This window comes from Brevibacillus sp. TJ4 (assembly GCF_044627595.2).
In the GTDB taxonomy this organism is placed as follows: Bacteria; Bacillota; Bacilli; order Brevibacillales; family Brevibacillaceae; genus Brevibacillus.
The window spans coordinates 2,604,686-2,625,904 of sequence record NZ_CP185865.1; the positions used below are offsets into that span (position 1 = coordinate 2,604,686).

At 51.3% G+C, this 21,219-nt stretch carries 27 protein-coding genes and 2 pseudogenes; 14 read left to right on the forward strand and 15 right to left on the reverse strand.

All coding sequences use genetic code 11. The features are described from left to right. Together ACAF76_RS12760 and ACAF76_RS12765 are read left to right on the forward strand one after the other, a co-directional pair. A complete protein-coding gene (locus ACAF76_RS12760; protein ID WP_400163933.1) occupies positions 1-1,089 on the forward strand; it encodes a YqhG family protein in 1,089 nt (362 codons plus the stop codon). A 108-nt stretch (positions 1,090-1,197) separates the two neighbouring features. Continuing rightward, positions 1,198-2,055 carry a hypothetical protein gene (locus ACAF76_RS12765; protein ID WP_400163934.1) on the forward strand — a complete coding sequence of 286 codons (858 nt, stop codon included), beginning with the start codon at positions 1,198-1,200 and terminating at the stop codon, positions 2,053-2,055. Positions 2,056-2,156: 101 nt separating this feature from the next. Here ACAF76_RS12765 and ACAF76_RS12770 read toward each other — a convergent pair whose 3' ends face one another. From ACAF76_RS12770 to ACAF76_RS12780, 3 genes are all read right to left on the reverse strand, one after another. Further along, entirely contained in the window at positions 2,157-2,414 is a 258-nt protein-coding gene (locus tag ACAF76_RS12770; RefSeq protein ID WP_400163935.1) for a YkuS family protein, read from the reverse strand. Positions 2,415-2,441: 27 nt separating this feature from the next. Next, a complete protein-coding gene (locus ACAF76_RS12775) occupies positions 2,442-2,603 on the reverse strand; it encodes a YqzE family protein (RefSeq protein ID WP_400163936.1) in 162 nt (53 codons plus the stop codon). A gap of 111 nt (positions 2,604-2,714) precedes the next feature. Further along, positions 2,715-4,553, reverse strand: a complete 1,839-nt coding sequence (locus tag ACAF76_RS12780) for a stalk domain-containing protein (protein ID WP_400163937.1) — start codon at positions 4,551-4,553, stop codon at positions 2,715-2,717. 393 nt (positions 4,554-4,946) lie between these two features. Here ACAF76_RS12780 and modB point away from each other — a divergent pair, with 393 nt between their 5' ends. Together modB and ACAF76_RS12790 are read left to right on the forward strand one after the other, a co-directional pair. Further along, positions 4,947-5,630 (forward strand): molybdate ABC transporter permease subunit, encoded by a 684-nt coding sequence (modB, locus tag ACAF76_RS12785; protein WP_400163938.1) that lies wholly within the window; start codon positions 4,947-4,949, stop codon positions 5,628-5,630. A 15-nt stretch (positions 5,631-5,645) separates the two neighbouring features. Then, on the forward strand, positions 5,646-6,293 hold the full coding sequence (locus tag ACAF76_RS12790) for an ABC transporter ATP-binding protein (protein ID WP_400163939.1): 648 nt from the start codon (positions 5,646-5,648) through the stop codon (positions 6,291-6,293). A gap of 63 nt (positions 6,294-6,356) precedes the next feature. Here the strand turns inward: ACAF76_RS12790 and ACAF76_RS12795 are convergent, their stop codons facing one another. Both ACAF76_RS12795 and ACAF76_RS12800 read right to left on the reverse strand, forming a co-directional pair. Then, positions 6,357-7,121, reverse strand: a complete 765-nt coding sequence (locus tag ACAF76_RS12795) for a LamB/YcsF family protein (protein ID WP_400163940.1) — start codon at positions 7,119-7,121, stop codon at positions 6,357-6,359. Positions 7,122-7,277: 156 nt separating this feature from the next. Then, positions 7,278-7,622 (reverse strand): YlbG family protein, encoded by a 345-nt coding sequence (locus ACAF76_RS12800; protein WP_400163941.1) that lies wholly within the window; start codon positions 7,620-7,622, stop codon positions 7,278-7,280. Positions 7,623-7,697: 75 nt separating this feature from the next. Between ACAF76_RS12800 and ACAF76_RS12805 the strand changes: the two genes are divergently transcribed. After that, positions 7,698-8,024 carry a hypothetical protein gene (locus ACAF76_RS12805; protein WP_400163942.1) on the forward strand — a complete coding sequence of 109 codons (327 nt, stop codon included), beginning with the start codon at positions 7,698-7,700 and terminating at the stop codon, positions 8,022-8,024. A gap of 20 nt (positions 8,025-8,044) precedes the next feature. Here the strand turns inward: ACAF76_RS12805 and ACAF76_RS12810 are convergent, their stop codons facing one another. Further along, positions 8,045-8,497: a YlbF family regulator gene (locus ACAF76_RS12810; protein WP_400163943.1), complete on the reverse strand. Its 453-nt coding sequence runs from the start codon at positions 8,495-8,497 to the stop codon at positions 8,045-8,047. A 46-nt stretch (positions 8,498-8,543) separates the two neighbouring features. Beyond that, positions 8,544-10,469 carry a hypothetical protein gene (locus tag ACAF76_RS12815; protein WP_400163944.1) on the reverse strand — a complete coding sequence of 642 codons (1,926 nt, stop codon included), beginning with the start codon at positions 10,467-10,469 and terminating at the stop codon, positions 8,544-8,546. A 77-nt stretch (positions 10,470-10,546) separates the two neighbouring features. On the opposite strand from ACAF76_RS12815, the gene ACAF76_RS12820 reads away from it, so the two are divergent. Further along, positions 10,547-10,975, forward strand: a complete 429-nt coding sequence (locus ACAF76_RS12820) for a protease complex subunit PrcB family protein (RefSeq protein WP_400163945.1) — start codon at positions 10,547-10,549, stop codon at positions 10,973-10,975. A 93-nt stretch (positions 10,976-11,068) separates the two neighbouring features. Here the strand turns inward: ACAF76_RS12820 and ACAF76_RS12825 are convergent, their stop codons facing one another. Together ACAF76_RS12825 and ACAF76_RS12830 are read right to left on the reverse strand one after the other, a co-directional pair. Next, a complete protein-coding gene (locus ACAF76_RS12825) occupies positions 11,069-11,491 on the reverse strand; it encodes a hypothetical protein (protein ID WP_421616748.1) in 423 nt (140 codons plus the stop codon). Between the two features lie 86 nt (positions 11,492-11,577). Next, positions 11,578-11,964 (reverse strand): annotated as a pseudogene (locus ACAF76_RS12830) (manganese catalase family protein); the annotation flags it as partial. A gap of 260 nt (positions 11,965-12,224) precedes the next feature. Between ACAF76_RS12830 and ACAF76_RS12835 the strand changes: the two are divergent. From ACAF76_RS12835 to ACAF76_RS12865, 7 genes are all read left to right on the forward strand, one after another. Next, positions 12,225-12,452, forward strand: a complete 228-nt coding sequence (locus ACAF76_RS12835; protein ID WP_421616749.1) for a hypothetical protein — start codon at positions 12,225-12,227, stop codon at positions 12,450-12,452. A 235-nt stretch (positions 12,453-12,687) separates the two neighbouring features. Further along, positions 12,688-12,882: a DUF3784 domain-containing protein gene (locus ACAF76_RS12840; protein ID WP_421616750.1), complete on the forward strand. Its 195-nt coding sequence runs from the start codon at positions 12,688-12,690 to the stop codon at positions 12,880-12,882. Positions 12,883-13,114: 232 nt separating this feature from the next. Continuing rightward, on the forward strand, positions 13,115-14,329 hold the full coding sequence (locus ACAF76_RS12845; protein WP_421616751.1) for an IS256 family transposase: 1,215 nt from the start codon (positions 13,115-13,117) through the stop codon (positions 14,327-14,329). A gap of 375 nt (positions 14,330-14,704) precedes the next feature. After that, positions 14,705-14,911 (forward strand): helix-turn-helix transcriptional regulator, encoded by a 207-nt coding sequence (locus tag ACAF76_RS12850; RefSeq protein ID WP_400163966.1) that lies wholly within the window; start codon positions 14,705-14,707, stop codon positions 14,909-14,911. Further along, a complete protein-coding gene (locus ACAF76_RS12855; RefSeq protein WP_400163967.1) occupies positions 14,908-15,207 on the forward strand; it encodes a hypothetical protein in 300 nt (99 codons plus the stop codon). The genes ACAF76_RS12850 and ACAF76_RS12855 overlap by 4 nt, the downstream gene beginning before the upstream one ends. A 136-nt stretch (positions 15,208-15,343) precedes the next feature. Next, complete coding sequence (locus ACAF76_RS12860) at positions 15,344-15,514, forward strand: hypothetical protein (protein WP_400163968.1); 171 nt, start codon at positions 15,344-15,346, stop codon at positions 15,512-15,514. 294 nt (positions 15,515-15,808) lie between these two features. Continuing rightward, the gene (locus ACAF76_RS12865; protein WP_400163969.1) at positions 15,809-16,399 is read left to right on the forward strand and encodes a hypothetical protein; all 591 of its coding nucleotides are present in this window, start codon (positions 15,809-15,811) and stop codon (positions 16,397-16,399) included. A gap of 41 nt (positions 16,400-16,440) precedes the next feature. Here ACAF76_RS12865 and ACAF76_RS12870 read toward each other — a convergent pair whose 3' ends face one another. Continuing rightward, positions 16,441-16,848, reverse strand: coding sequence for a DUF5412 family protein (locus ACAF76_RS12870; protein ID WP_400163970.1), 408 nt, complete (start codon positions 16,846-16,848; stop codon positions 16,441-16,443). Positions 16,849-17,493: 645 nt separating this feature from the next. Further along, the gene (locus tag ACAF76_RS12875; RefSeq protein ID WP_400163971.1) at positions 17,494-17,670 is read right to left on the reverse strand and encodes a hypothetical protein; all 177 of its coding nucleotides are present in this window, start codon (positions 17,668-17,670) and stop codon (positions 17,494-17,496) included. Between the two features lie 214 nt (positions 17,671-17,884). Here ACAF76_RS12875 and ACAF76_RS12880 point away from each other — a divergent pair, with 214 nt between their 5' ends. Then, positions 17,885-19,471: a recombinase family protein gene (locus ACAF76_RS12880; RefSeq protein ID WP_400163972.1), complete on the forward strand. Its 1,587-nt coding sequence runs from the start codon at positions 17,885-17,887 to the stop codon at positions 19,469-19,471. Positions 19,472-19,503: 32 nt separating this feature from the next. Here ACAF76_RS12880 and ACAF76_RS12885 read toward each other — a convergent pair. The 4 genes and pseudogenes from ACAF76_RS12885 to ACAF76_RS12900 form a co-directional block, all read right to left on the reverse strand. Further along, positions 19,504-19,698: pseudogene (locus ACAF76_RS12885) on the reverse strand (manganese catalase family protein); the annotation flags it as partial. A gap of 18 nt (positions 19,699-19,716) precedes the next feature. Further along, entirely contained in the window at positions 19,717-19,989 is a 273-nt protein-coding gene (locus ACAF76_RS12890) for a spore coat protein CotJB (RefSeq protein ID WP_400163973.1), read from the reverse strand. Next, positions 19,961-20,218, reverse strand: coding sequence for a spore coat associated protein CotJA (locus tag ACAF76_RS12895; RefSeq protein WP_400163974.1), 258 nt, complete (start codon positions 20,216-20,218; stop codon positions 19,961-19,963). Before ACAF76_RS12895 ends, ACAF76_RS12890 begins: the two co-directional genes overlap by 29 nt. 164 nt (positions 20,219-20,382) lie before the next feature. Continuing rightward, positions 20,383-21,078, reverse strand: coding sequence for a thermonuclease family protein (locus ACAF76_RS12900; protein WP_400163975.1), 696 nt, complete (start codon positions 21,076-21,078; stop codon positions 20,383-20,385). Positions 21,079-21,219 lie beyond the last annotated feature (141 nt).

The window sequence follows — 21,219 nt, forward strand, 5'->3', positions numbered from 1 at the left end:
GTGCAACAGCAACAGATCAGACAGTTCGTAGAGCGTTACCTCGCTGCGTTCTCCGCTCACGTCGTGGAAACCCACCCCGATTACCTCACCGTAAAGCTGCCGGTCGAGGTCGACAAAGATATCGGGAACCGTCCTTTTTACTGGAGCTGGGTGGAGAAAATGAATCTGCCCTACCAGCCGCTCGTCTTGACATTTGCGTTCGATCCCGAGCGGATGCCGGAAGGACTGCGCGCCGAGCATCTGCATCTCGGAGCTGGCAGGATGCAGCAAATTTTTTCGTCAACCAAAAAGCACGGCAGGTTCGTCTGCATGTACGAGCAAATCCCCGGCTTTTTGCCGCATGTCGGAGTACGGCGCTCGATCCCGCTCGTCCCCTGGCTATGCCTGAACATGAAAATCTCGCTTTTGTGCGACAAAAAAAGAGACATTATGCTTTCACTCGGAGTCAATCTGCACGAACGGCAGCTTGTCGATGACTTCGTCTCCCAGCTCTACCGTCTCACCCTCACACCGTCGATCCCGGATTATTACTACACCCTCGACCGCCGGATCACGCTGCAGCAGGCGCAGGCGATCGCCGAGCAGGAAGTGATGCGGCGGCTGCAGCAGGAAGACCAGCAGTGGGCAGACAGCGCGCGGACCCGGCTGGAAGAGGAATGGGCCATCCTCGACGCGTACTACAAGGAGCTTGCCTTGCGGGAGCAAACGGACGAGGAAAGCAGCGAGAGCGGCGAGGAAGCTGTAGCCGATAACCAGGAGCCGGAGCCTTCCGCTTCTGCTCCCCCCTCTGCCGATGTGCCAAGCGAACCGACGCTCCCCCGACAGGAAGCTGTCGAAGAAAAGCTGACGCTCGACGAACATCGGGCCCAGGGCGGACGAATCATCGACTTTTTGCGTGCCAATACCATTCCCGTTACACCGCGCGAAGAAATCAACCAGCAGGAGTGGAAAAGCAGCACGCCTGCTGAGGAGAAAAAGCGGCGAATGGAGGAGCTGAGATGGCAGTATGAGCCACGCATTCAGGTGGAGCTGATCAACGGTGGACTCTTTTATCTTCATTCCCCGCCCGGAATTGGACGAATCATGTAAAAGATCAGCGAGAAAATGAGAAACAAAAAAGACAAGTTGCAACAAATCTTTTGTGCATAGCTGGTTACAATAGGAGTAGAAAGCCATTGCAAAAGGTGGTGGATACTTGTGACCAGACGACTTTCTTCTCTTCTCGTGCCCCTGCTCGCCATTTTCCTGCTTGCCCAGCCGGTTGTGGCACAGGAGGAAGGAAATTGGGACAAACAGTTCCAGGCTCAGATTTCCGAGTGGATTCAGGCGATCGCCAAACGAGATAAACAGTTTCAACAATGGCAGGACGGCAGCACGCAGATTCAGACCCTGGGTGCCAATCAGCACCAGTGGCTTGTCAGCATTACCAAATCCGGAAAGCAAGTCGGCTATATGGTCATCGGGGAAACCCCTGATCCGAAACAGCAATCCCGCTTTGTCCTGCTGGAGTACGGCGTCGGTGAATTTATTTTGTTCGATGACGCCTTCGCTCCCGTCGAAGTGTCGGCCGAGCCGGTGTATGACGGGTTCGCCTCGCACTGGCTCGTGGCTTACGAACAGACAAACCGGATGGTCAATGCCAAGACAGGCGAAGCATACCCGGCAATGTTTGCCCCCGGCGCTTCCGTTATAAACAAGCTGCCTGCCGATTCCCTCGTCACGCTGGATGAGCAACTGACGCAGACGCGTGTACTGGAGCAGACGACGCAAGATCCGTTCGATCAAATAAGCTGGATGCACCAGCTGCATGACAACAGTACGATCACCTGGAACCAGTTGTGGCAGCAGCCGGAAAGCCACGTGCGCGTGACACTAACCGTACCGCTCCACCATGACCAGGTGCTCGCCCCTTTTGTCGTCGGCTCCTTGCATCTGTGGAACGATCAGCATCCGTACATCGGCGTCTGGGATGAGGGTCTGCGCTTCGTCCCTTATTCCTACGCCAAGGAAGTCGGGCAATTTCATATCAATGAAAGAAGCTCTCCTGCCGGCTGATCGGTCAGGAGAGCTTCCTTTTCGCTGTGTACTCGTACAGCTTCCTTTTCGCTGTGTACTCGTACAGCTTCCTTTTCGCTGTGTACTCGTACACGCTGTGATTAGTGGTGCCTGGTCGGCGACAGCCGGGTGTGGACTTCATGGAAAACTTCCTGCGGCGTCATACCGTCGGCATTGATCACAGGCGCTCCTGATTGGCTCAGGCTGGAATCGCCCAGGATGTTTTCATCCATGCCGGAGATGACGATCGCATCCACCATTTGCTGCCAGTTTCCCAGCTCCACCACATCGTAGCCATTGTTGCGTAGCATTTCTTCAATTTGTGAAGAAAGGGACGGTTCCACTGCTACTCTTGCCATATGCACCCTCCATCCGGTTGCGCTTGGTTACTTTCGCAAAAACAGCCTGATCGACATCGGAATCGCACCAAACCAGCGTGAGGACCATGCTTCGCGCGGCGATTTTTGCTGACGCCGCTCGGCCTTCGGTGTTTCCACGTATTGGACAAACGTGCGGGTCAGATACTTCAAATACTCCTGAAAGGACATCGTTCGTCCCTCCTTTTGCAAACTGACGGAAACCACGTTGCCCCTGGTACATGAGGCGTGTTCCTCACGACTATTTTGCCCAGTCTGCCCCGATTTCAACCATCACGGATGCTAGCGGGATATGCGCACCTCTCGCAATTCCAAATTGGCAGTCACCGTATAGCCCAGCACATCCTGGAAAAAGGCGAGCGGAACCATCGTGCGCTCCTCGATTTCCACAATCGGCTTCTCCAGTACCACTTCCTCGCCGTCCACAGTCACAGCCTGGCTGTCAGCTGAGATCCGTACATCCCTGCTGTTTGCGCTGACCAGTATTTGATCGTTGCTTTCGTCCCAGGAAATCCGGGCCCCCAGCTTCTCCCCGACCTCGCGCAGCGGTACGTATACCGTATCTTGCAACATCCGCGCCGGAAGCGACGGATAAAAACTCATATCATTCAAAATCGTCGTGACATACGGTTCCAGCGACAGCGGCTGCAACGCAGCCTGATTGTTCACCTGGACATTTGGCACGAAGTAGCGCGCTTTGCCCCGCAATGCTTGTCCCAGCGCCTGATCGAGATGCTCCGCACCGATGACGTGGGCATGGTAGTTTTGCTGAACCCGTTTCAAAAAGCGCTTGTACGCTTCATCCCCGATTTCACGGCGCAGCTCGTCAAACAGCAATGCGCCCTTGGAATACCAGGTCCAGTGAAACTCCTCTTCCGTCCTGAAATCGTGCAAAGTTTTGCTCAGACTTCCGTTCGGATACTTCTGCCGCAGCATGTCGACGTCCTTGCGGTAAGAGGCGAGCAGCGACTCCGCAGATTGGCTGCCATAGCGGGCGTCCAAATAATGGACGACGCTCAGCTCAACGATTCCTTCGTCTACCCAGCCATGGGTCGCTTCCAGCGTGGCTACGCTGTTGTACCACCACAAGTGGGCGATTTCATGCGGCAGCCAGTGGTCGATCAAACTGCTGGCATGCATGTCCCGCTTGAAAATGGCCATGTTGGCGTACTCCATTGCATACGTCGTGCCCGGGCTCGTCTCGGCGATGGCGACATGCGGGTACGGCAAATTCCCGTACCACTCTGCAAACGCCGGGAATGCTTCCTCGGCGATTACCTTGATCCGTTCGATATTCTGCTTGTCCACAGAGGCGATGTCGACCTGCAAGCCCGGCTCGATCGTAATCGTCTCGATCTGGTACAGAGGGCTGCCAACCAGCGCAAAATTAAGCAGCTTCTTGCCTTCGTAATGAATTTCCTGCTTGCTGCCATCCAGCTCCCGCTGCTCACCGAGCCCCCATGAGCTGACCCATTTATACCCTTTGGGCGAAACAAAGGAAACGTCGTAATCAGCATAGTGATACACAAACGGGTCCCCAAAGTGAATCCGGAGTGGCGGATCGTACCATTCCCCCTGCTGGTTCATCGCCCCCAGCATCGGGTACCAGGTCGTCAAAATCCAGATGTCATCCTTGACGCCATAGCGAGTCCCTCTGCGCGGCACCGGATGCTCAAATTCGATAGCAAGCTCTCCGCGCTCCATCCCCTGGAAAGGGTTGTCCAGCGTTACCATCGAGAGTTTGCGTTCGAACGGCAAGGACTGGTCCTGATACCGAATGGATTTGATTGACATCTTATTCCAGTTGTAATCGTATATGTATAGCCGCAAATCGGTCGTCTGGGGATTGTCAAACGCAAGCGTCAGCTCCCCTTTAATTCTCGCCTCGCTCGGGTGCAGTTCTGCCTGAATCGTGTACGAAGCGTTCAAATCTTTTACCAACGAAGGCAGTGGCGGATCGTAGGAGAAGGGGTCCACCCCGGTCTGCTCTTCTGCCGGAAACACGGAGGATGTCGTCAAATAGTGGGACAGCGTGGGCCAGAAAACAACAACCCCCACCGTTCCAAAAAGGATCAGAATCGTGGCGCAAACCAGTATACTCGTCTTCTGCAAACTCGTCATAAACAGCCCCCAAAATCTTGTCGCTCGGCTGCAAGCGTTCGTTTTTTCGTCTTAGCTTGATACCCGTTTTCTTATTGTAACAAAAACAGGAATAACATCCTATACGTTACTTATGTATTCGGTCGGAATGCACGGAATCATTAGGCTTTTGCTGCGTGATCTTTGCTTCTTTGGCGGAATCCACTATAATGTTGTCTATCTTTACGAAAGAAGTTCACTTGACACGAAACGACAGGAGCAGATGGCTTTGGCTGATCCACACCCCTGCGACCATACCCGCCTCGCGTCATTGTCTGATGCGGCGGAGGTTTTTGCGTTTTCGCAAGTGAGCGGATACAAATCTTGCAACGATTCGGATTTCCGTGACGTAATTACGCGTGGAGGTGCTACCAGATGTCTACCCCTGTTACTCCGTTGCTGCTCTCCTTGCAGGTAGCGGCGATCTCCACCTCCATCGTCTTCTTGTTCGGCCTGTTGCTCGCGCGCCTGATGACGAGACGCCATTTTTTTGGCAAGCATCTCCTGGAGTCGTTCTTTTTGCTGCCGCTCGTACTGCCCCCTACCGTGGTCGGTTTTGGGCTTTTGTTTCTGTTTGGAAAAAACGGTTTCCTCGGCAAATGGCTGGAGGAATGGTTTGGCGTCACGGTCGTATTTTCGCTCGCGGGCGCTGTCATCGCCTCCATCGTCGTCTCTTTCCCATTGATGTACCAGAGTGCGGTCGCGGCGTTTTCCGGCGTTGACCGGCGACTGGAGGATGCAGCCCGAACGATGGGCGCATCGGAGTGGCGGCTGTTTTGGACTGTATCTCTGCCGCTTGCCTGGCCTGGTCTGTTGGCGGGATTCGTGCTGTCATTTGCCCGCGGCCTCGGAGAATTTGGCGCCACGCTGATGCTCGCTGGCTACATTCCCGGAAAAACCGATACGATCCCGGTAGCCATCTACTTCGCAGTCGAAGCAGGGCAGACGGACACCGCGCTTTTCTGGGTCGTCATCATCGTCGCCTTGGGCATCGGCACGACCTACTGGCTGAACTGGTGGAGCAGGCGAAACATGCGCCGCTATACGAACAACCCGTAAAGGCAGGTGATGGAGATGCTGGTCGTCTCGATTCAAAAAAAGCTCGCTGATTTTACGCTCGACGTGACCTTTTCCCTGGACCGGGAAATCGCAGCGCTGGTCGGCCCTTCCGGATCCGGTAAGACGACGATTCTCAACAGCATTGCAGGTCTTGTCACCCCGGACGCAGGGAAGATTCAGCTTGGCGCTACGCTGTTTTACGAACAGGGAAAGCACCCGCTGCCGGTGCAAAAGCGCCGCGTCGGGTACGTATTCCAGGATTACGCGCTGTTTCCACATATGACGGTCGAGCGCAACATCTGGTACGGACGTCACGGCGAACAGACGCTGAAGCTGGAACCGCTGCTCGCAGCAGTCGGCATCGACCACTTGCTGGACAAGTACCCTCATCAACTGTCGGGGGGACAAAAACAGCGCGTCGCTCTCGTCCGTGCCCTCGCCACCGAACCGGACATCCTGCTTCTCGACGAGCCGCTGTCCGCGCTGGATGCGGACACGCGCAGAGAGTGCCAGGACGAATTGCTGCGCCTGCATGAAATGTGGAATATCCCGTTTTTGATGGTTACCCACGACAAGGATGAAGCGCACAAACTGGCCGATGTGATCCTCGTGATGGACAAGGGAAAGCTCCGCTCGCAGCACACAAACAACAACGAGCCATAAAGCAGCGACACCGCACGCGTAGCGAGGTCGAGCTTCATGGCTCGTTTTTTTGTACCTGTTATGTTATTGCGGACTGATCGGTTCGATCGATACTCCATGCTGCTTCGCCCAGCGGTGCAGCTCGGCGAGAAACGGCAGGACATCGTAGCTTTCGTGATGCACGCACAAGGTATCGGCGGCAAGTGCGATATGCTCTCCATTGACTGTGCACACACGCTGGTGCAGCACCAATTGTCTGGTCTGCTCCATCTGTTCTTCCTTGCTGATCAGCACGCTGCCTTCCAGTTCCCGCGGGGCAAGCCGTCCGTTCGGAAGGTACGCCCGATCGGCAAACACCTCTTCCGCCACTTGCAGACCATGCTCCAGGCCCGCCTCGACCAATTTGCTTCCTGACAAGGCGTACAGGATCAGTTCTTCATCAATATCAGCCACGGCCTGCACTACCGCCTCTGCCAGCTCGGGCCGCTCTGCTGCTTCGTTGTACAAGGCGCCGTGCAGCTTTACATGGTGGAGTTCTCCCCCCAGCGCCCGGGTCATTCCGGAAAGTGCCGAGACCTGGTACAAGACAAGGTCGTACACTTCGTTTACGCTCAAGTTCATGGAACGCCGTCCGAAGCCGTGTACATCCGGATAGCCGGGATGCGCTCCCACTTTTACGTTGTGTTTCAATGCCGCTTCAATCGTCCTGCGAATGATATGCGGGTCCCCGGCATGCATGCCGCAGGCAATGTTCACAGAGGTAATCCATTTCATAATCCCCAAATCCTCTGTTTGACGCCCTCTGCCGAATCCTTCAGCCATGTCGCAGTTAATGTCTAATTGAATCATCTGTACCACCACCTTTCCTGTTCCCATACTCCTATCCGCAAGCGTTGTTGAAAACGCATTCATCCTTGGTAGCTCTACGACTCACTTTAGCATATCATGTGCTACCCGCTTGAGAAAAGGCAAAAAGCTGCCGAAATATGGCAGCCAGTCAACAATTTATGTCGAAACCACCTTTGAAAGGGTGTCATCTTCTGCATTCAATGTCTCTGCGAGGGCCATTACCTGATTTTTTTCCTGCTTGTAGTCGTATTCCTTCGCTTTGTCCGGTCGGGCGTTGTTGTACTCTACCGGAATCTCGTGGCGATGGGAACGCTCCACCTTGGTAACGAAATGAAGCTTTTCCATAATGCGAATGGTCTCATCGATCTGGTCAGCGTCCACGTACATCGAAACGTATTGCATCCGTTTGGAGATGTAGTGAATGGTGCCAAATTTGCGTAAATTTTTGGCAGTGCGCGTGTTTTTTACCCACACCGCGACTCCAAGACGTCGGTCTCTCATGTTTGGCTGTCGATCTCCTTCCCAAACCATGTATACTATGTGTTGAACAATCCATGCGAGAGGATTTTGAGGAAGATGCTTGCTAGCTTTTATCAACAATTCGAAGACACTCTTCACCGTGACGGGCGAATTGCCCAAAGCAAGTGGCGCACCTATGCCGGCCAACGCTTTTTCTATGTAAACAGTGCGCTCTGTGCCCCCGAATTGACGATATGTCTGTTGGAGGCAGCAGGACGCCTGTCTCACGGAACCCGCCTGAAGCCAGAGTGTATCTACGTTCGCTCTGACGACTGCTGGCACGTCTACCGCTTTCGCTTTCGTGTACCGGACGAAAAGCAGTTTTGTTGCGGCAATCTATGCGACGACTGCTTTTTGCTCAGAGACTCTGCCGGTTCTGCTTGAGAGTGGCAATCCGAGAGCGGTTAGTGCTTTTTGACGCTGCAGCCGCAGCTTCCGCCGGAACCGCAGCCGCTGCTTTTCACTTCCAAAAACGGATTGTTGCTCGGCACCTTGATCGAATTGGAGACGGCGTCGGCAATTGTCCGGCTCACCTGGTACAGAAGTTCATCCAGCTGGTTTTCCGCCTGCTTGAACGCCTGCACCACCTCCATCGATTCAATCGTCCGCTTCAGATCGCGGACTTCTGCCGATATATGGTTGTAATCGGGATGGTATTTCCCGAAACGCTGCACATCCTCGTACTGCTCCTTCTTTTTGGCGAACAGGGACATCAGACGCTTTACTTCCCCGTCCTCCTCCATACGGCGCTTGGCCAGCAAGTATTCCGAGACCTCGCGTGACTGGTTGATCATCGAGGACAGTTCATAAGACTCCAGAATCAGTTGGGTCGTATCTGTCGTTTCCAACAATTCCATTGACGAGACCTCCTTTTTCAAACATATGTTCACATTGTTGATTGTATCACGTTCCTTTTCCTTCGTACAGATAATCCGGGACGACAATGCGCACCCGGTGTATCGTTTCCAGGCGAAAGTGCTGTTTGCCCCCCTGGCTATCCAAGGTGACGACCCAGTACCCCATCTCGATCCGCAAGCCCGCAGGCACGCCGCGTACCCGCGTCTGATCGACAGACTCGATGTCTACTTCCAGACGAAGCTCGCCAGCCCGTTTGAGCAGATCACGCAGAGACTGCGGATGGTACGATTGAAAATGCTGGGTCCAGATTTTGGGCAGCGCTGCAATCTGCGGCATGGCTTCCGTTTGCTCGGGAAAGGTGTTTTCCACAGCGTACCCATCCCAGGGACGTTCTACGCAAAAAAGCCCAGCCTGTTCCATGGAGAAATTTTCTTCTCTGTCCTGCTGCTGGCGTGGGGTATCGGCAGTCGGATGGAGGACGTGCGGCTCGTACCCGTATCGGCGCAACAATTCCACCAAGGCAGTGTGCTGGCTCACGCTGACGAGACATTCACTCGGCGAGATCACGCGTGTCAAATAAGGCTGGAAGTCCGCGATCTCCTTCCACTCGTCGAGCAGTCCGTGATGCGCCGTCCTGACCAGATACACCGGTTCCAGCTGGATGTGCGTAGTCCCGCGTTCCCATTGCTCGATCAGTTCGACGACAGACGTGGGCACAGGGTGCAAACAGCCGGCGCGAAGCCAGCCGATGACCTGTTCGGCTGTCCCGCCACGTGAGAAGAAGGCTTGCACGGTTTTTGCCTGCAAATGCCCCTTGATCAACGGTCCGTCAAACTCCAGCGGACAGACGCTGCTGATCTGCCAGATCGCCGCCAATGGGACCAGCGGCGGAATCGTGATTTCTCCGGCGGAGTCGATGTACCAGCCGCCTTCTTCCGCGTCCCGGCTGAGCGGGTTCCACCGCCACCAGACGTCGCCTGACTGCGCTTCACCCAGCTCTACCCACCCCAGCCCGAGCAGCAGATGCAGCCACTCCCGGCGGGTGCGCTCGACGGCCTGCATCAGATCGGGGACGGCGAACCCTGTGTCGCGCAGCATCCGCAGTTGTGCCTGAAGGGAGCACCATTGCCCCGGGGGGACCTGCTTCATCAGACAAGCCAGGGCGTCCCACCATTCACCATGCGGCAAGTAGTGTTGTTGCACCAGCTCATACATCCCCCACCACCGCTCCTCCGGGGCCTCATGCAGCCAATCGTGTACGCGCCTTTCGTCGAGGACGACAGTGCGCTCAGCACGACGCAGCAGCCCCAGTTTCCACGCGATATCGAGCGCGATCGTCAAGGCGAGTCCAGATCGTTCCTCCTGGTCGAGAGGAGGGAGCGAAATGCCCTCGACATGTTCATCCGACAGCGAGAGCAGCGGCGCCATTTTTTGCCGGTACCGCCGATGAATCGCCCCTTTTTGCGTCAGGGATACCGGATTGTTGCGCACGTACAGCAAAAGCCCAAAAAGATCCAGATGTCCGCCCCTGCCTGCTGTACTATAATAAGGGAGTGTGCTGTCAGGAGTTACAAATGCCGTCTGCGGTTCGGGCAGCAGCAAAAGCGTGAACTGCTCGCGAATTTCCTGAGGCATCAGATACCCGATTTCACTCCACATTTTGCGTACGGTCAAGACGATACCCAGTCTGCGCAGCCGGGTCAGTCCGGCTTGCAGCAAGGCGTCCCTGGAGACTAGCCGCTCCCATTCTTTTCTGCGGAAAAAGCCTCGGGTCGCTGTGAACAGAAAGGATCGGATGACGTTTCTCTCCGGTTCTTCCGCCTGCTCCCACACTTGTCGCAGAAGCTGTGGATTTGTCAGGTGCAGCGCTAGCGGCTGCTCGTCCGATATACGGAACCTGCGCGATTGTTCGTTCAAGATGGCCTGCTGTGTCGTTTCGGACAAGTTTTCCAGCGCATCCAGTAGACGCACGCCTGTCACCTCGTTTACTTCGAAAGATAATGGAACGATTGTATGTATAGAAAATCCAAATTCATGGAGGGTTGTATATGAAACTCATGTTGCCTGCCGTATTGTTGGCCAGCACGTTGGCTTTCCCGGTCAACCACGCTCTGACTCCCCCCCATCCTACCGCATCCGAAACGGTAACGGAAGAGGGCGCAGCATATGAGACGGTCGCTGCCCCGTATCCTCCTGCTGTACAGGAGGCGCTGAAAAAAGTGCGAAAATCCGGTGGACATACGATCGTCCGGACAAACGGCAAAGCGTATGTCGTCGTCAGTGCCGGTCAACGCCCAACCGGTGGTTACAGTCTCGTAGCCGACCAGGTGAAGAAAACGGGAGCGCATCACTACACTTTGCAGCTTCGGGTCAAAGCCCCGGCAGCAGGTGCGATGAAAACACAAGTGATTTCCTACCCGACACTGGTCGTTGCCTTGCCTGACCAGCAAGCACAAGTGCGCATCAACATCCGCTAAACTTAGCATCCGGTCATAGTCGCAAGAAAAGCCGACATTCGAAGAGCCCTTGGGCCCTTGGGAAGTCGGCTTTTTTCTGTTTTGCGGAGGATATTACGGTTTGACCTCGATTTGCAGCTTTTGCTGGACTCCATACGATTCGTGGTTGTTATGGGCCAATTCCACCGTTACTTCGTGTTTTCCAGGAGGAATGTCCTTAAGTACAAAGGTCGGTTCGAACACCTTCGCCACTTTCTTTCCGTCCAGGTAGAGATGGACGTGTCCTTCTCCAGCCTTGTTTTCCTTGCCCATGTTTTCGAGCGAGAAGGAAAAATGCTGTACGGTCAGTTGCAAGTGCAGGTCGTCCTGCTGCAAGGTGTGCTTCACTTCCAATGTCGGGGTTTGCTCTGCCTGGATCACAGCCGAAGGGGCAGCTGTTTCCGAGGTGTCGCGGTTGGCGTACAGTACACTTTCCACCGCAGCCGCAATGCCGATCACGATCAGCAAACGGTACAGGAATTGACGTCGGGATTTCATGGGAGGACTCCTTTCTTACCACAATCAGTCATCCTCATTTTTCCCGAAACCTGCTGGCTTCATTCCCCTTCCGTCGCGTCGTAGTATCAGAAAAATTTCTTCCGCTGCTGATCCTCTTTCAGGATTTCCACCGCTTCCCGGAACCGCAGCGAGTGGACGATTTCCCGCTCGCGCAGGAACTTGAGGCTATCCTGCAGATCGACGTCGTCGGTCATATCGATCAGCCATTGATACGTCGCCCGCGCTTTTTCCTCGGCAGCGATGTCCTCGTAGAGATCCGCGATGGGATCGCCTTTCGCTTGAATATAGGCAGCCGTCCAGGGCACTCCGCTTGCATTATGGTAGAACAATGCCTTGTCATGGTTGGCGTAATGATCGCCCAATCCGGCTTCCTTCAGTTGCTCCGGCGTCGCATCTTTGGTCAGTTTGTACACCATGGTCGCGATCATTTCCAGGTGGGCGAATTCTTCGGTACAGCGTAGTTGACAATGATACTTGACGTATAGTTTATGGTGTGAAGGCCCGCGATGTTATACTGAGGTGTGAATGTTCTTCCATAAAGTACCTTCGTTGTTTCATTCCGGTTTCTTTACTGGAGACTTGTTGCAAACAAGGAGGGCTAGCATCTGGTGTTATTCTGGACAGGCTGTTGGAGGCGTAGAAGCGGTTTTTAGGGTAAATAAAAAGGAACCGCCATCTTATTGCCGAACATTGAGACGAGGAGGTGAATCGCATGGCAGAGGAGGTTACTGTCACGAATGGTCCGATTCAGCGGAATAAACTCGACGTCGCAACGGAGTTAACAAAGCTGTATTATGCGGAGTACGATATTGACGATGTAGAAGAGCTCCAGCAAACCTTCGCAAAAATGTATGCGATTGCTGCGTATCTGGAAAGCAGGAGCGCCATCGATCTTCAAGAACTGGTACCGTACGAAATCTTGAAAAAAGTTGGCCGATAAACCACCCTAGCCGGTGGTTTGCTTTTTTGTCGGTTCCATTGATCGCTATTGCAAGCATGAGCAAGGCTGCCATGAAAGTATATGTAATCCCATAACCTCACAGTATACGAGTTTTTACTCTTCGCAACTCTCTATTCCCGGTTAATGAAACCTATGATTCATTCAGAACGTAAAAGTATTAGCACCTCGCCTGTTAAAGTAAAGAAGCAATTTTAAAAGAAAGGGAGTAATTGTTGTGAACGGAGCGATTGTTACTTTTGTTATCCTAATTCCCTTTTTAATTTTGGCTATCTTCCTATCAAAAGGAAAAGGAGCATCGTTACTTGCAGGTTATAATACAATGTCTGACAATAAAAAGGCTGAATATGATGAAGTAGCCTTGTGCAAATTTATGGGGAAAATTATGTATGGTATTAGCTTTGCATATTAGTATTAGCATTGAGTGAATTGTTAGAAAACCAAGTTTTATTTATTATTGGTTTTATTTTACTTTTAACCTTTGTTATTTTTGGATTGGTGTACTCAAATACAAGAAACAGATTCAAAAAGAAAATGTAAATGGTATCCATTAACATAGCGATCGATTTAGAGTCTGTAAAATATTTTGTGTAAACTCTCAACCTCTAAACTACAATTAGGAGTAGAAAGGTTGGGAGATTTTTATGATGTCAAAAGAGCAGATCAAGCAGTGGATCAAAGAGAAAAACATGAAGTCAGTGGACGACGTACAGTCAGCGTTAAAGGATCTATTCGCAGACACAATCCAAGAAATGCTGGAAGCTGAAATCGAGTCCTCTCTTGGATACGCCAAGCATGACATGAAAAACAAGCGGACAACCAACAGTCGCAATGGGTATAGCAAGAAAACCGTCCGTTCTGAGTACGGGGATGTCGACATCCAAGTCCCTCGAGATCGAGAGGGTGATTTTGAACCGAACATTGTAAAGAAACATCAATCCAATGTTACAGGGATCGAAGATCAAATTCTCGCCCTCTATGCCAAAGGCGTGTCCACACGCGATATCCAAGACCATCTGCAGCAGCTCTATGGCATCGAAGTCTCATCAACGCTCATATCGAATGTAACGAATAAGATTGTACCGATGATCAAAGAGTGGCAAAATCGCCCCTTGCAAGCGGTTTATGCTGTTGTTTTCCTTGACGCCATTCACTTTAAGGTAAAACAGGACGGAGCTATCGTCAATAAAGCCGCCTATATGGTTATTGGTATTGACCTTGACGGTCATAAAGATGTGCTTGGGATCTGGATTGGGGAGAATGAATCGGCAAAATTCTGGCTACATGTCCTCAATGAACTGAAAAATCGTGGAGTCCAGGATATTCTCATTACAAGCGTCGATAATCTTCGTGGCTTTACAGAAGCCATCACTGCATGTTATCCGAAGACGGAGATTCAGAAATGTGTCATCCATCAAATCCGAAATTCCATCAAGTATGTTTCCTATAAGGATCTTAAAAAAATTACGTCCGAGCTAAAACCTATCTATAAGGCTCCAACGGAGCAAGCCGCGTTGGAAGAACTCGATCAGTTTGAACAAACCTGGGGCAGTAAATATCCCTTGATGGTTCGTTCCTGGCGGAATAACTGGGACGAGATTGCCACTTTCTTTAAATATCCTCCAGAAATTCGAAAGCTGATTTATACAACGAACGTGATCGAGAATTATCATCGACAGCTTCGAAAGGTGACAAAAGGAAAAGCCATGTTTCCCACAGATGATGCCCTTTTGAAGATGTTATATCTCGTAACCATGGATGTTCTGCGAAAGTGGACGGGACGAGTTCAGAACTGGGGCCAGATTCTCTTACAGCTATCCGTTTTCTTTGAAGAGCGGGTACAGCCGTACATCCGCTAACAAATGAACGGCTTCATCCCCGAAGGGATTAGCTTTCTCTCCACCAATGCGTCAAGGGTTCGCTTTGCCTTATGCCCTTGACTCTATTGGTTTCGAAAAAGATGTCCCAATTAGGGGGATGAAACCTTTTCATATATCGGTTGATTGAGTTTACACAAAAATCTTGACAGACCCTCGATTTAGAAAAATTACATGTCTTTCCTCCTTCCGTCCGCACTACGTCCACAATTTAAGATCGGTTTACAGCCGTGTCCACTCCTCCCTAACTAATGTGTTACATGTGTATGTTTGATAACTTATGATGTAAGGCTAGCTTGACATACTTCTCGATGTAAAGTACACTTTACGTAAAGCTGACTTTACAGGTGGTGTGCAATGAAGAATCGAATACGTGAAAAACGTCTTGCGCAAGGCTGGTCTCAGGATACGCTGTCCGAAAAGGTGGGCGTGTCCAGACAAACCATCATATCTTTGGAGAATGGCAAGTACAATGCTTCCTTAATCCTTGCCCATAAGCTTGCCCAGGTTTTCGGGTGTTTTATCGAAGATTTGTTTATTTTTGAAGGAGATGAAAATATATGACCGACACATATTATGCTTTGCTTGGTTTGCTTGGTGGACTTGCCATTGGCTTATCCTGTCTCTATTTTGGCAACACACTTTCAAAGAAAAAACGTGGATTAGACGAACGCCATCATATGATCCGAATGAAAGCGAAATCTTCCTCGTGGATCGTAACACTGGTTACCGTGTATATTCTGTTTTTTGCAGCCATTCTCCATGTCAGCATTTCAATTGTTTTTATCCTTGGAACATTAATGCTTGTTCAAATTGGAAGCTGGTTTTGTTTCGTTTTCTATTACCAAACGAAATACTAGATTCATGAAACGAATGTCCGTCGTATATTATGGGCGTTAGTTTTTTTCTTTATTTACACAAAATGTTACCTATTATTCTTCATTCTCTTCGATATAATTGAATTTATGATTGATTCGGATCGGAGGTGCCACTGAGATGGAAGATCAATTTTTCGTAGGTTGGGGAACCTTGGCGCTCATCAATGCCGGTTTGGCACAAGGCAAAAACCGCAGCGGACTGAACTGGTTTTTTCTTTCCTTGCTTTTAGGACCAATCGCAACTCTCATTATTGTCGCATGGGAAAAGTTGCCGGAACAAAAAAATTAGTGACCGTGAGCTAAAAATACCACACCCAGCCCTCCCGACCACGCCCCCTTCCCCACCGGCCACCGAAAATCCTGCCCTGATCCGCACGGGAGTCTTTCATGGAAGTCGTACTACTGCCTTCGGTGAATGTACTCCCACCCCTGCGGAACCGCTGTTCAGCTACTTGTACAGCCCCTGCCAATTTCTAAAAAAAGGTACGCTGCCATGCCAGCGCAAATTTAGAAACTTTAAAATGACGTGATCCGTCTACACTTTACCAGTACCAAATTGGAAAATTGATTTGGGGGGAATGCAATGAAGTTTGTTTATCTGTTCATAATCTTGCTTACGCTGAGTTCCTGTAGTGCATACGGTACAAACAACATAGAAGGTACCCCCGACACCGAAGGGCCTGTACTCCAAGATACCTACGAATACGAATATGTAGCTAAAGATGAACGCGGACTGTCTGAAGCGGATTTTGAAACGGCTTATGACATGTGCGTAAAAGCTCTGACTGACTATTACATGGCGGTCTGGAACGGCACGGATATTGAATTGGATACATTTATCGATAACCAAAACCTTACACAGTATATGCAAAGGAAAATTCAATCCCAATCTGATGTGTATGCCCCATATGATGATAAGGTGCAAAGTGTAGAGATTGGCGCTTGGGAAGTGAAGTATATGGATGATGAGGATGGAGGTTTTCTCTATGTAAAATTACCTGCGGAAGTGAACATGACTGTTGGCAGTCGTGGTGAAGTTACAGAGTTTCTTGTACGTAATGGAAACGGCAAGTTAGTCATTGTTGATTGGTATACGGGTACAAAAGACGGTTATGATTTCACGGTACGTGGCGAAAATCTAACGATTAACAACCCCGATATTTGGAATGAATAATCCAATAGTTATTCATGGGAATAATCACGTGGGGTCCAAATTTATTCCCGCCTGTAATCATATACGGCATCAGGTACATTTAGTTCGACTCCGTTGATCACAACCGTATCATTATCTACCCAATGCATCTCCACAGAATGTTGATTGTTTTGAAAATATATATTCTTAGGTTTATTGTGTTCTGTGTTAAAAATCAATTCCGCAACCACTGAATAAGACGTCGTTGCCCCGGCATCTGATAAATATGCTCTAACCGTGTAAAAACCATTTGGAGAGCTTTTTTCCTCAATCATTACACTCTTGGGTATTCTATTCATATCATAGAACATCCAATAAATCCCATATGCTACAACACTGAAAAAAAATACAGTGAAACCTGTAATTACTAGTAATGTATTTCTCTTAATCCTTTTTTCCTCATTAGCTGTATGAAAATCGCGTTTGCCCATTAAACAACATCACCTCCCAAATTACAAATTCGTTACTAGCAGCCCTTTTCCCCTGCTTGCGTTGAATAACGGCCTTTGATCCCAAGCACTTGCAATTATCCTCCGAGAACCGTAAGTTCCTGTTCGTTGCGCAACTCTTCTTTCTATAAATGGGATACTTCTTTCTTGCCTCTCGCTTTCGGATTTCCCCAGAGGTTTTTCCAATGTTCTACCTTAAACGGTGCACTTCAACCTTTGGTGGGGCTTCTTATTTTACCAAGACAAATGAATTTACAAAAATTGCCTTTAATGGTATATTGTTGTCAGAACTTTCAGTAAGGAGGTGACACTATGAAGAAGCTTCTTGCTGTTGTTTTTTCTGTGGCAATGGTCATGTCTGTATCTAGCTCTGCTTTAGCTGTTAACCCATGCTATCCTGCAAAAACATGTGGTTCCATACCACCCAAGTGCATCCCTGTTAAAGGGGGACAAGATATGTGCCCTTGGTAAGAGAAACTGTACTGCCCCTTGCCGGGGGCATTTTTCGTTCTTTGATTTACTATCTTCGTTATTGATCCTCTCAACCAGTGTCGAACTACCACTATTCATTGAATATCGGACCAGAAAGCAAAAATCGTAATACGGCTTGTCCCACAAAGCCGGCTTTTAACCGGCCTTGTTCTCCGCTTCCTTGTGTATTTCCCATCCCAGAGCATGCAAGTCGTCGATGATTTTCTCAATCTCTTCCGGATCGGTGCGGATACAATTGTCGGCGATGTGGATGGTGGAACCGTTGATGACGTACGTTTCCACGATGTTGGGGTTTCCGATTTTCTTGCGCACAACACCCACTCCCTTCGTCGGATGTATATGCGGTGCTGCTGTAGGGACTGCCCCGGTTTGTCATTGGGCTAGACCGCATTTCGGGACACTGCGTCCTTCATGCTGGCAAAACGATCAGGCGGGTTTTGCATAGTCAACCTCTGTCCCCGAATATACATGGTACTCATCCTGATACCGGATTTCAGCCACGTTTCAACTAAAGAGGGTGAATGTCATGTATAAGCTCCCTTATGGAAAATACGCTGCCTATCTCAGAAAATCACGAATGGACCTGGAAGCGGAGGCCCGCGGGGAAGAAGACACCTACAAGCGCCATACGCAGATTTTGCTGGAACTTTCAAAGCGCAACGGCATCACGATCGCGGAAATCTATAGGGAGAAGCCTGCTACATCCGGGGAAAGAATCTCGGAGCGACCGGAGATGATTCGGCTGCTCGAAGATGTGGAAAACGAGCGATGGACCGGTGTACTCGTAGTGGAAGTGGAGCGTCTGGCACGCGGGGATACGATGGATCAGGGGGTCGTCGCCAATGCTTTCAAATACTCAAACACGCTCATTGTCACACCTATGCGTGTCTATGACCCCCAAAACCCGGATGATGAGGAGTATTTTGAGTTTGGCTTGTTTATGTCTCGTCGCGAATTCAAGACGATTACACGACGGCTGCAAGGCGGCAGAGTGGACGGCGTTCGAGACGGACGCTATCTCGGGAACACGCCGCCCTATGGCTACGAGCGCGTAAAATTGCCGGGCAAAGGCTGGACGCTGGAGCCTCATCCCGAGCAAGCTCCCATCGTGAAATGGATCTTTTCCCTGTACACGGACCCCGATCCGGCTAAACGCATGGGTACCGCGCGTTTGGCAAGGCACTTAAATGATCTCGGAGTCCCTACGGCACGAAAAAGCAAATGGACCGTCTCTACCGTCAACGGACTGCTCCGCAATCCTGTCTACATCGGCCGGGTCCGCTGGGGTTCCCGACCTGTAGTCAAACGCCGCGACGGAAAGAGCAGACCGCGAAAGCCTCGTGACCAGTGGGTCGAAGTACAAGGGTTGCACGCGCCGCTGATCGACGAATCTACTTATGCCCTGGCGCAAACGATCATGCAAGCGAACGGTCACGCCCCGGCTCCGCGCGGGAAGATTACCAATCCCCTCGCCGGACTGATTCGCTGCGATGTGTGTGGCGGGCCAATGGTATTGCGGCACTCGAGCGGTACAAACCCGCCATCCATCGTCTGTCAGAGGCAAGATTGCACCAATGTCAGTTCGTATTTTCACATCGTCGAGGAACGATTCCTTCGCTCCCTCGGCGAGTGGCTGAAGACATACAAAGCACAGTGGAAGGAAAGACAGCCGAAAACAAGCCGAGCCGACCAGATGAAGCTGACAGCTCACGCAGACGTGCTGAAGTCGCTGCGCAAAAAACTGGATGAATTGCGCAACCAAAAAAATGAGGCGCATAACCTGCTGGAGCGAAAAATCTACTCGGTCGAGGTGTTTATGGAGCGTTCGCAGGCTATTGCCAAGCAGATCGATGATGTCCGTGAAGCGATCGTCCGAACAGAGGCGGAACTGCAGCTAGAACAAAAGCGAGTGGCGGTAAAGGCGGAAACGATCCCCAAGGCAGAACATGTCCTCGAGGTGTACCACAACACCGATGATCCCGCAAAGAAAAATGCCCTGCTGAAATCAGTGGTGGAACAGGCGACGTATCGTAAAGAAAAAGGCGGGCGCTGGAACCCGGACGCGATCAATCGATTTACACTGGTGCTCTACCCCAAACTCCCCAAGGGCTGATCCCTCCCTCCTCACTGTCAGCTATGCTGTACGAATTCTTCGGTACCAATGTCATTCAACAGCCCGATCACTTTGTCCGGAATGGTGTAGCGCTGGTTGAGGTAGCGCAGGGCAGCGGCAAGCTCTCCGTCCGCGCCGCCGTATTGTTCGATCAAATACTTGGCCATCCGGGGGTCGCATTTGCTGACGCGAACAGGGTATTGCAGTTTTTTCTCATAGATCCACATCTTCCAATTCCTCTCTTCCTATACTTGCCACGGCCACGGAGCTTCTTTCCATTGCCATGGATAGCCTGAGTAGCTGTGTCCAAAGTGAAGCAGCGGTCCGTACAAAGATTCGAACTGTTGCGCCAATTCCCAGCGCTGTTCCGCTGTTTGGTTGTATTGCTCGATCGCATTGGCGTCATTGGGGTGGGTATCCAGGTACAGATTCAGCTCTACGAGGACAAAATCAAGAGCTTGCAGGCGCTCCAGCATTTCGTAATACTGCTTATCGACGGGACGGTTTTCGCTTGTCATATTCTGCACCCTCCAATCCTTCCTGATCTCCTCTGCCGTGGTATGGGCTGTACAGGAGCGGCCAGAGTGTCCCCGCTCTCAGGGCCTCTTGCGGCGAAAATTGAGGCTGGTTTTCGGGTTGGAATCCGACGAACAACTGCGGGTTGACCTGGTACGTCTTTGCCCGTAACGGCGGGCATGGGTCGAATGGACTGACATACGGATAATACACGCGTACTTGCGAGTACAAATCGCTTGCCTCCTCCCAAATAGGTATCTGACTACTCACTCATTACCATATGAGTGTCGCAACCAGTGGGTGAAGGAATTTTGCCTACCGACGCCAAAGGGCCCTGGCTTCGTTTTTGCTGCAAACGAAACCAGGGCCAAGCCCGTTATTACTATTGGCGATGCCTATCGTTTGGGTGCGCGATAGCCTGCCGCCTGTGCCTCCTCTTCGGTCGCAAACCACTCCTCCGGGATCGTTCGGTCGTAGTTGGGGGAGCCTGGCACGTGATAAATCTTCTCCCCTTTCGAGTTGATGTTCCCTTTGATCGGCTTTCCTTCAGGTGCTTCTGGCGCTGCGGCAGGAGCCTGCTTTTTGTTTTCTTCTGCGCTGGCAGGTACAGGACTATCCTCGAGTGCCCACAGCCCCCGGTCGTTCTCGCGCGCTTCCCGTTCCGCCTCCAGGAACAGGTCGGCGTACGCGACATTTGGCGGGATTGTCATAATCCGCGCGTAGCCTTCCCGCACGAGCTGTTCGTTATAAAAGGTACCGTCCGGCAAGTATACATAGGCCAGCAACCGATCGTATTTATCGCGCGGTTCCACATCAAACCGCAACGTCACGGTTTGTCCGGTAAGTTGCTTTTTCGTATATTCACTGGCTTCTTTGCCGTACGGCTCTACCGGCGAATTCGGTTTTACGGTCTCCGGAGTGTCCACACCGATGAGGCGCACTCTTTCCCCGTTTTCCAGTTCGACCGTGTCGCCATCTATGACCCGTTTTACGGTTGCCACCATCTCGCCATTTGGCGCTGGCTGTCCCTGGCTTGAGCAAGCTGTCAGCATCACTGCAGCCAGCAGCGTACACAAAAGCCATCGTTTCATTGTACATCCATCCTTCCCTTCCCTCGTTGCACTGTTTTAGGGTAGAGGAAGAACGCCTGCCCGTCAACAAGGCAAACGGACACAACGCAAAAAACGACCCGCACGAGAGATCGTCTGGTCGTTTTGTCTATACATCACGAT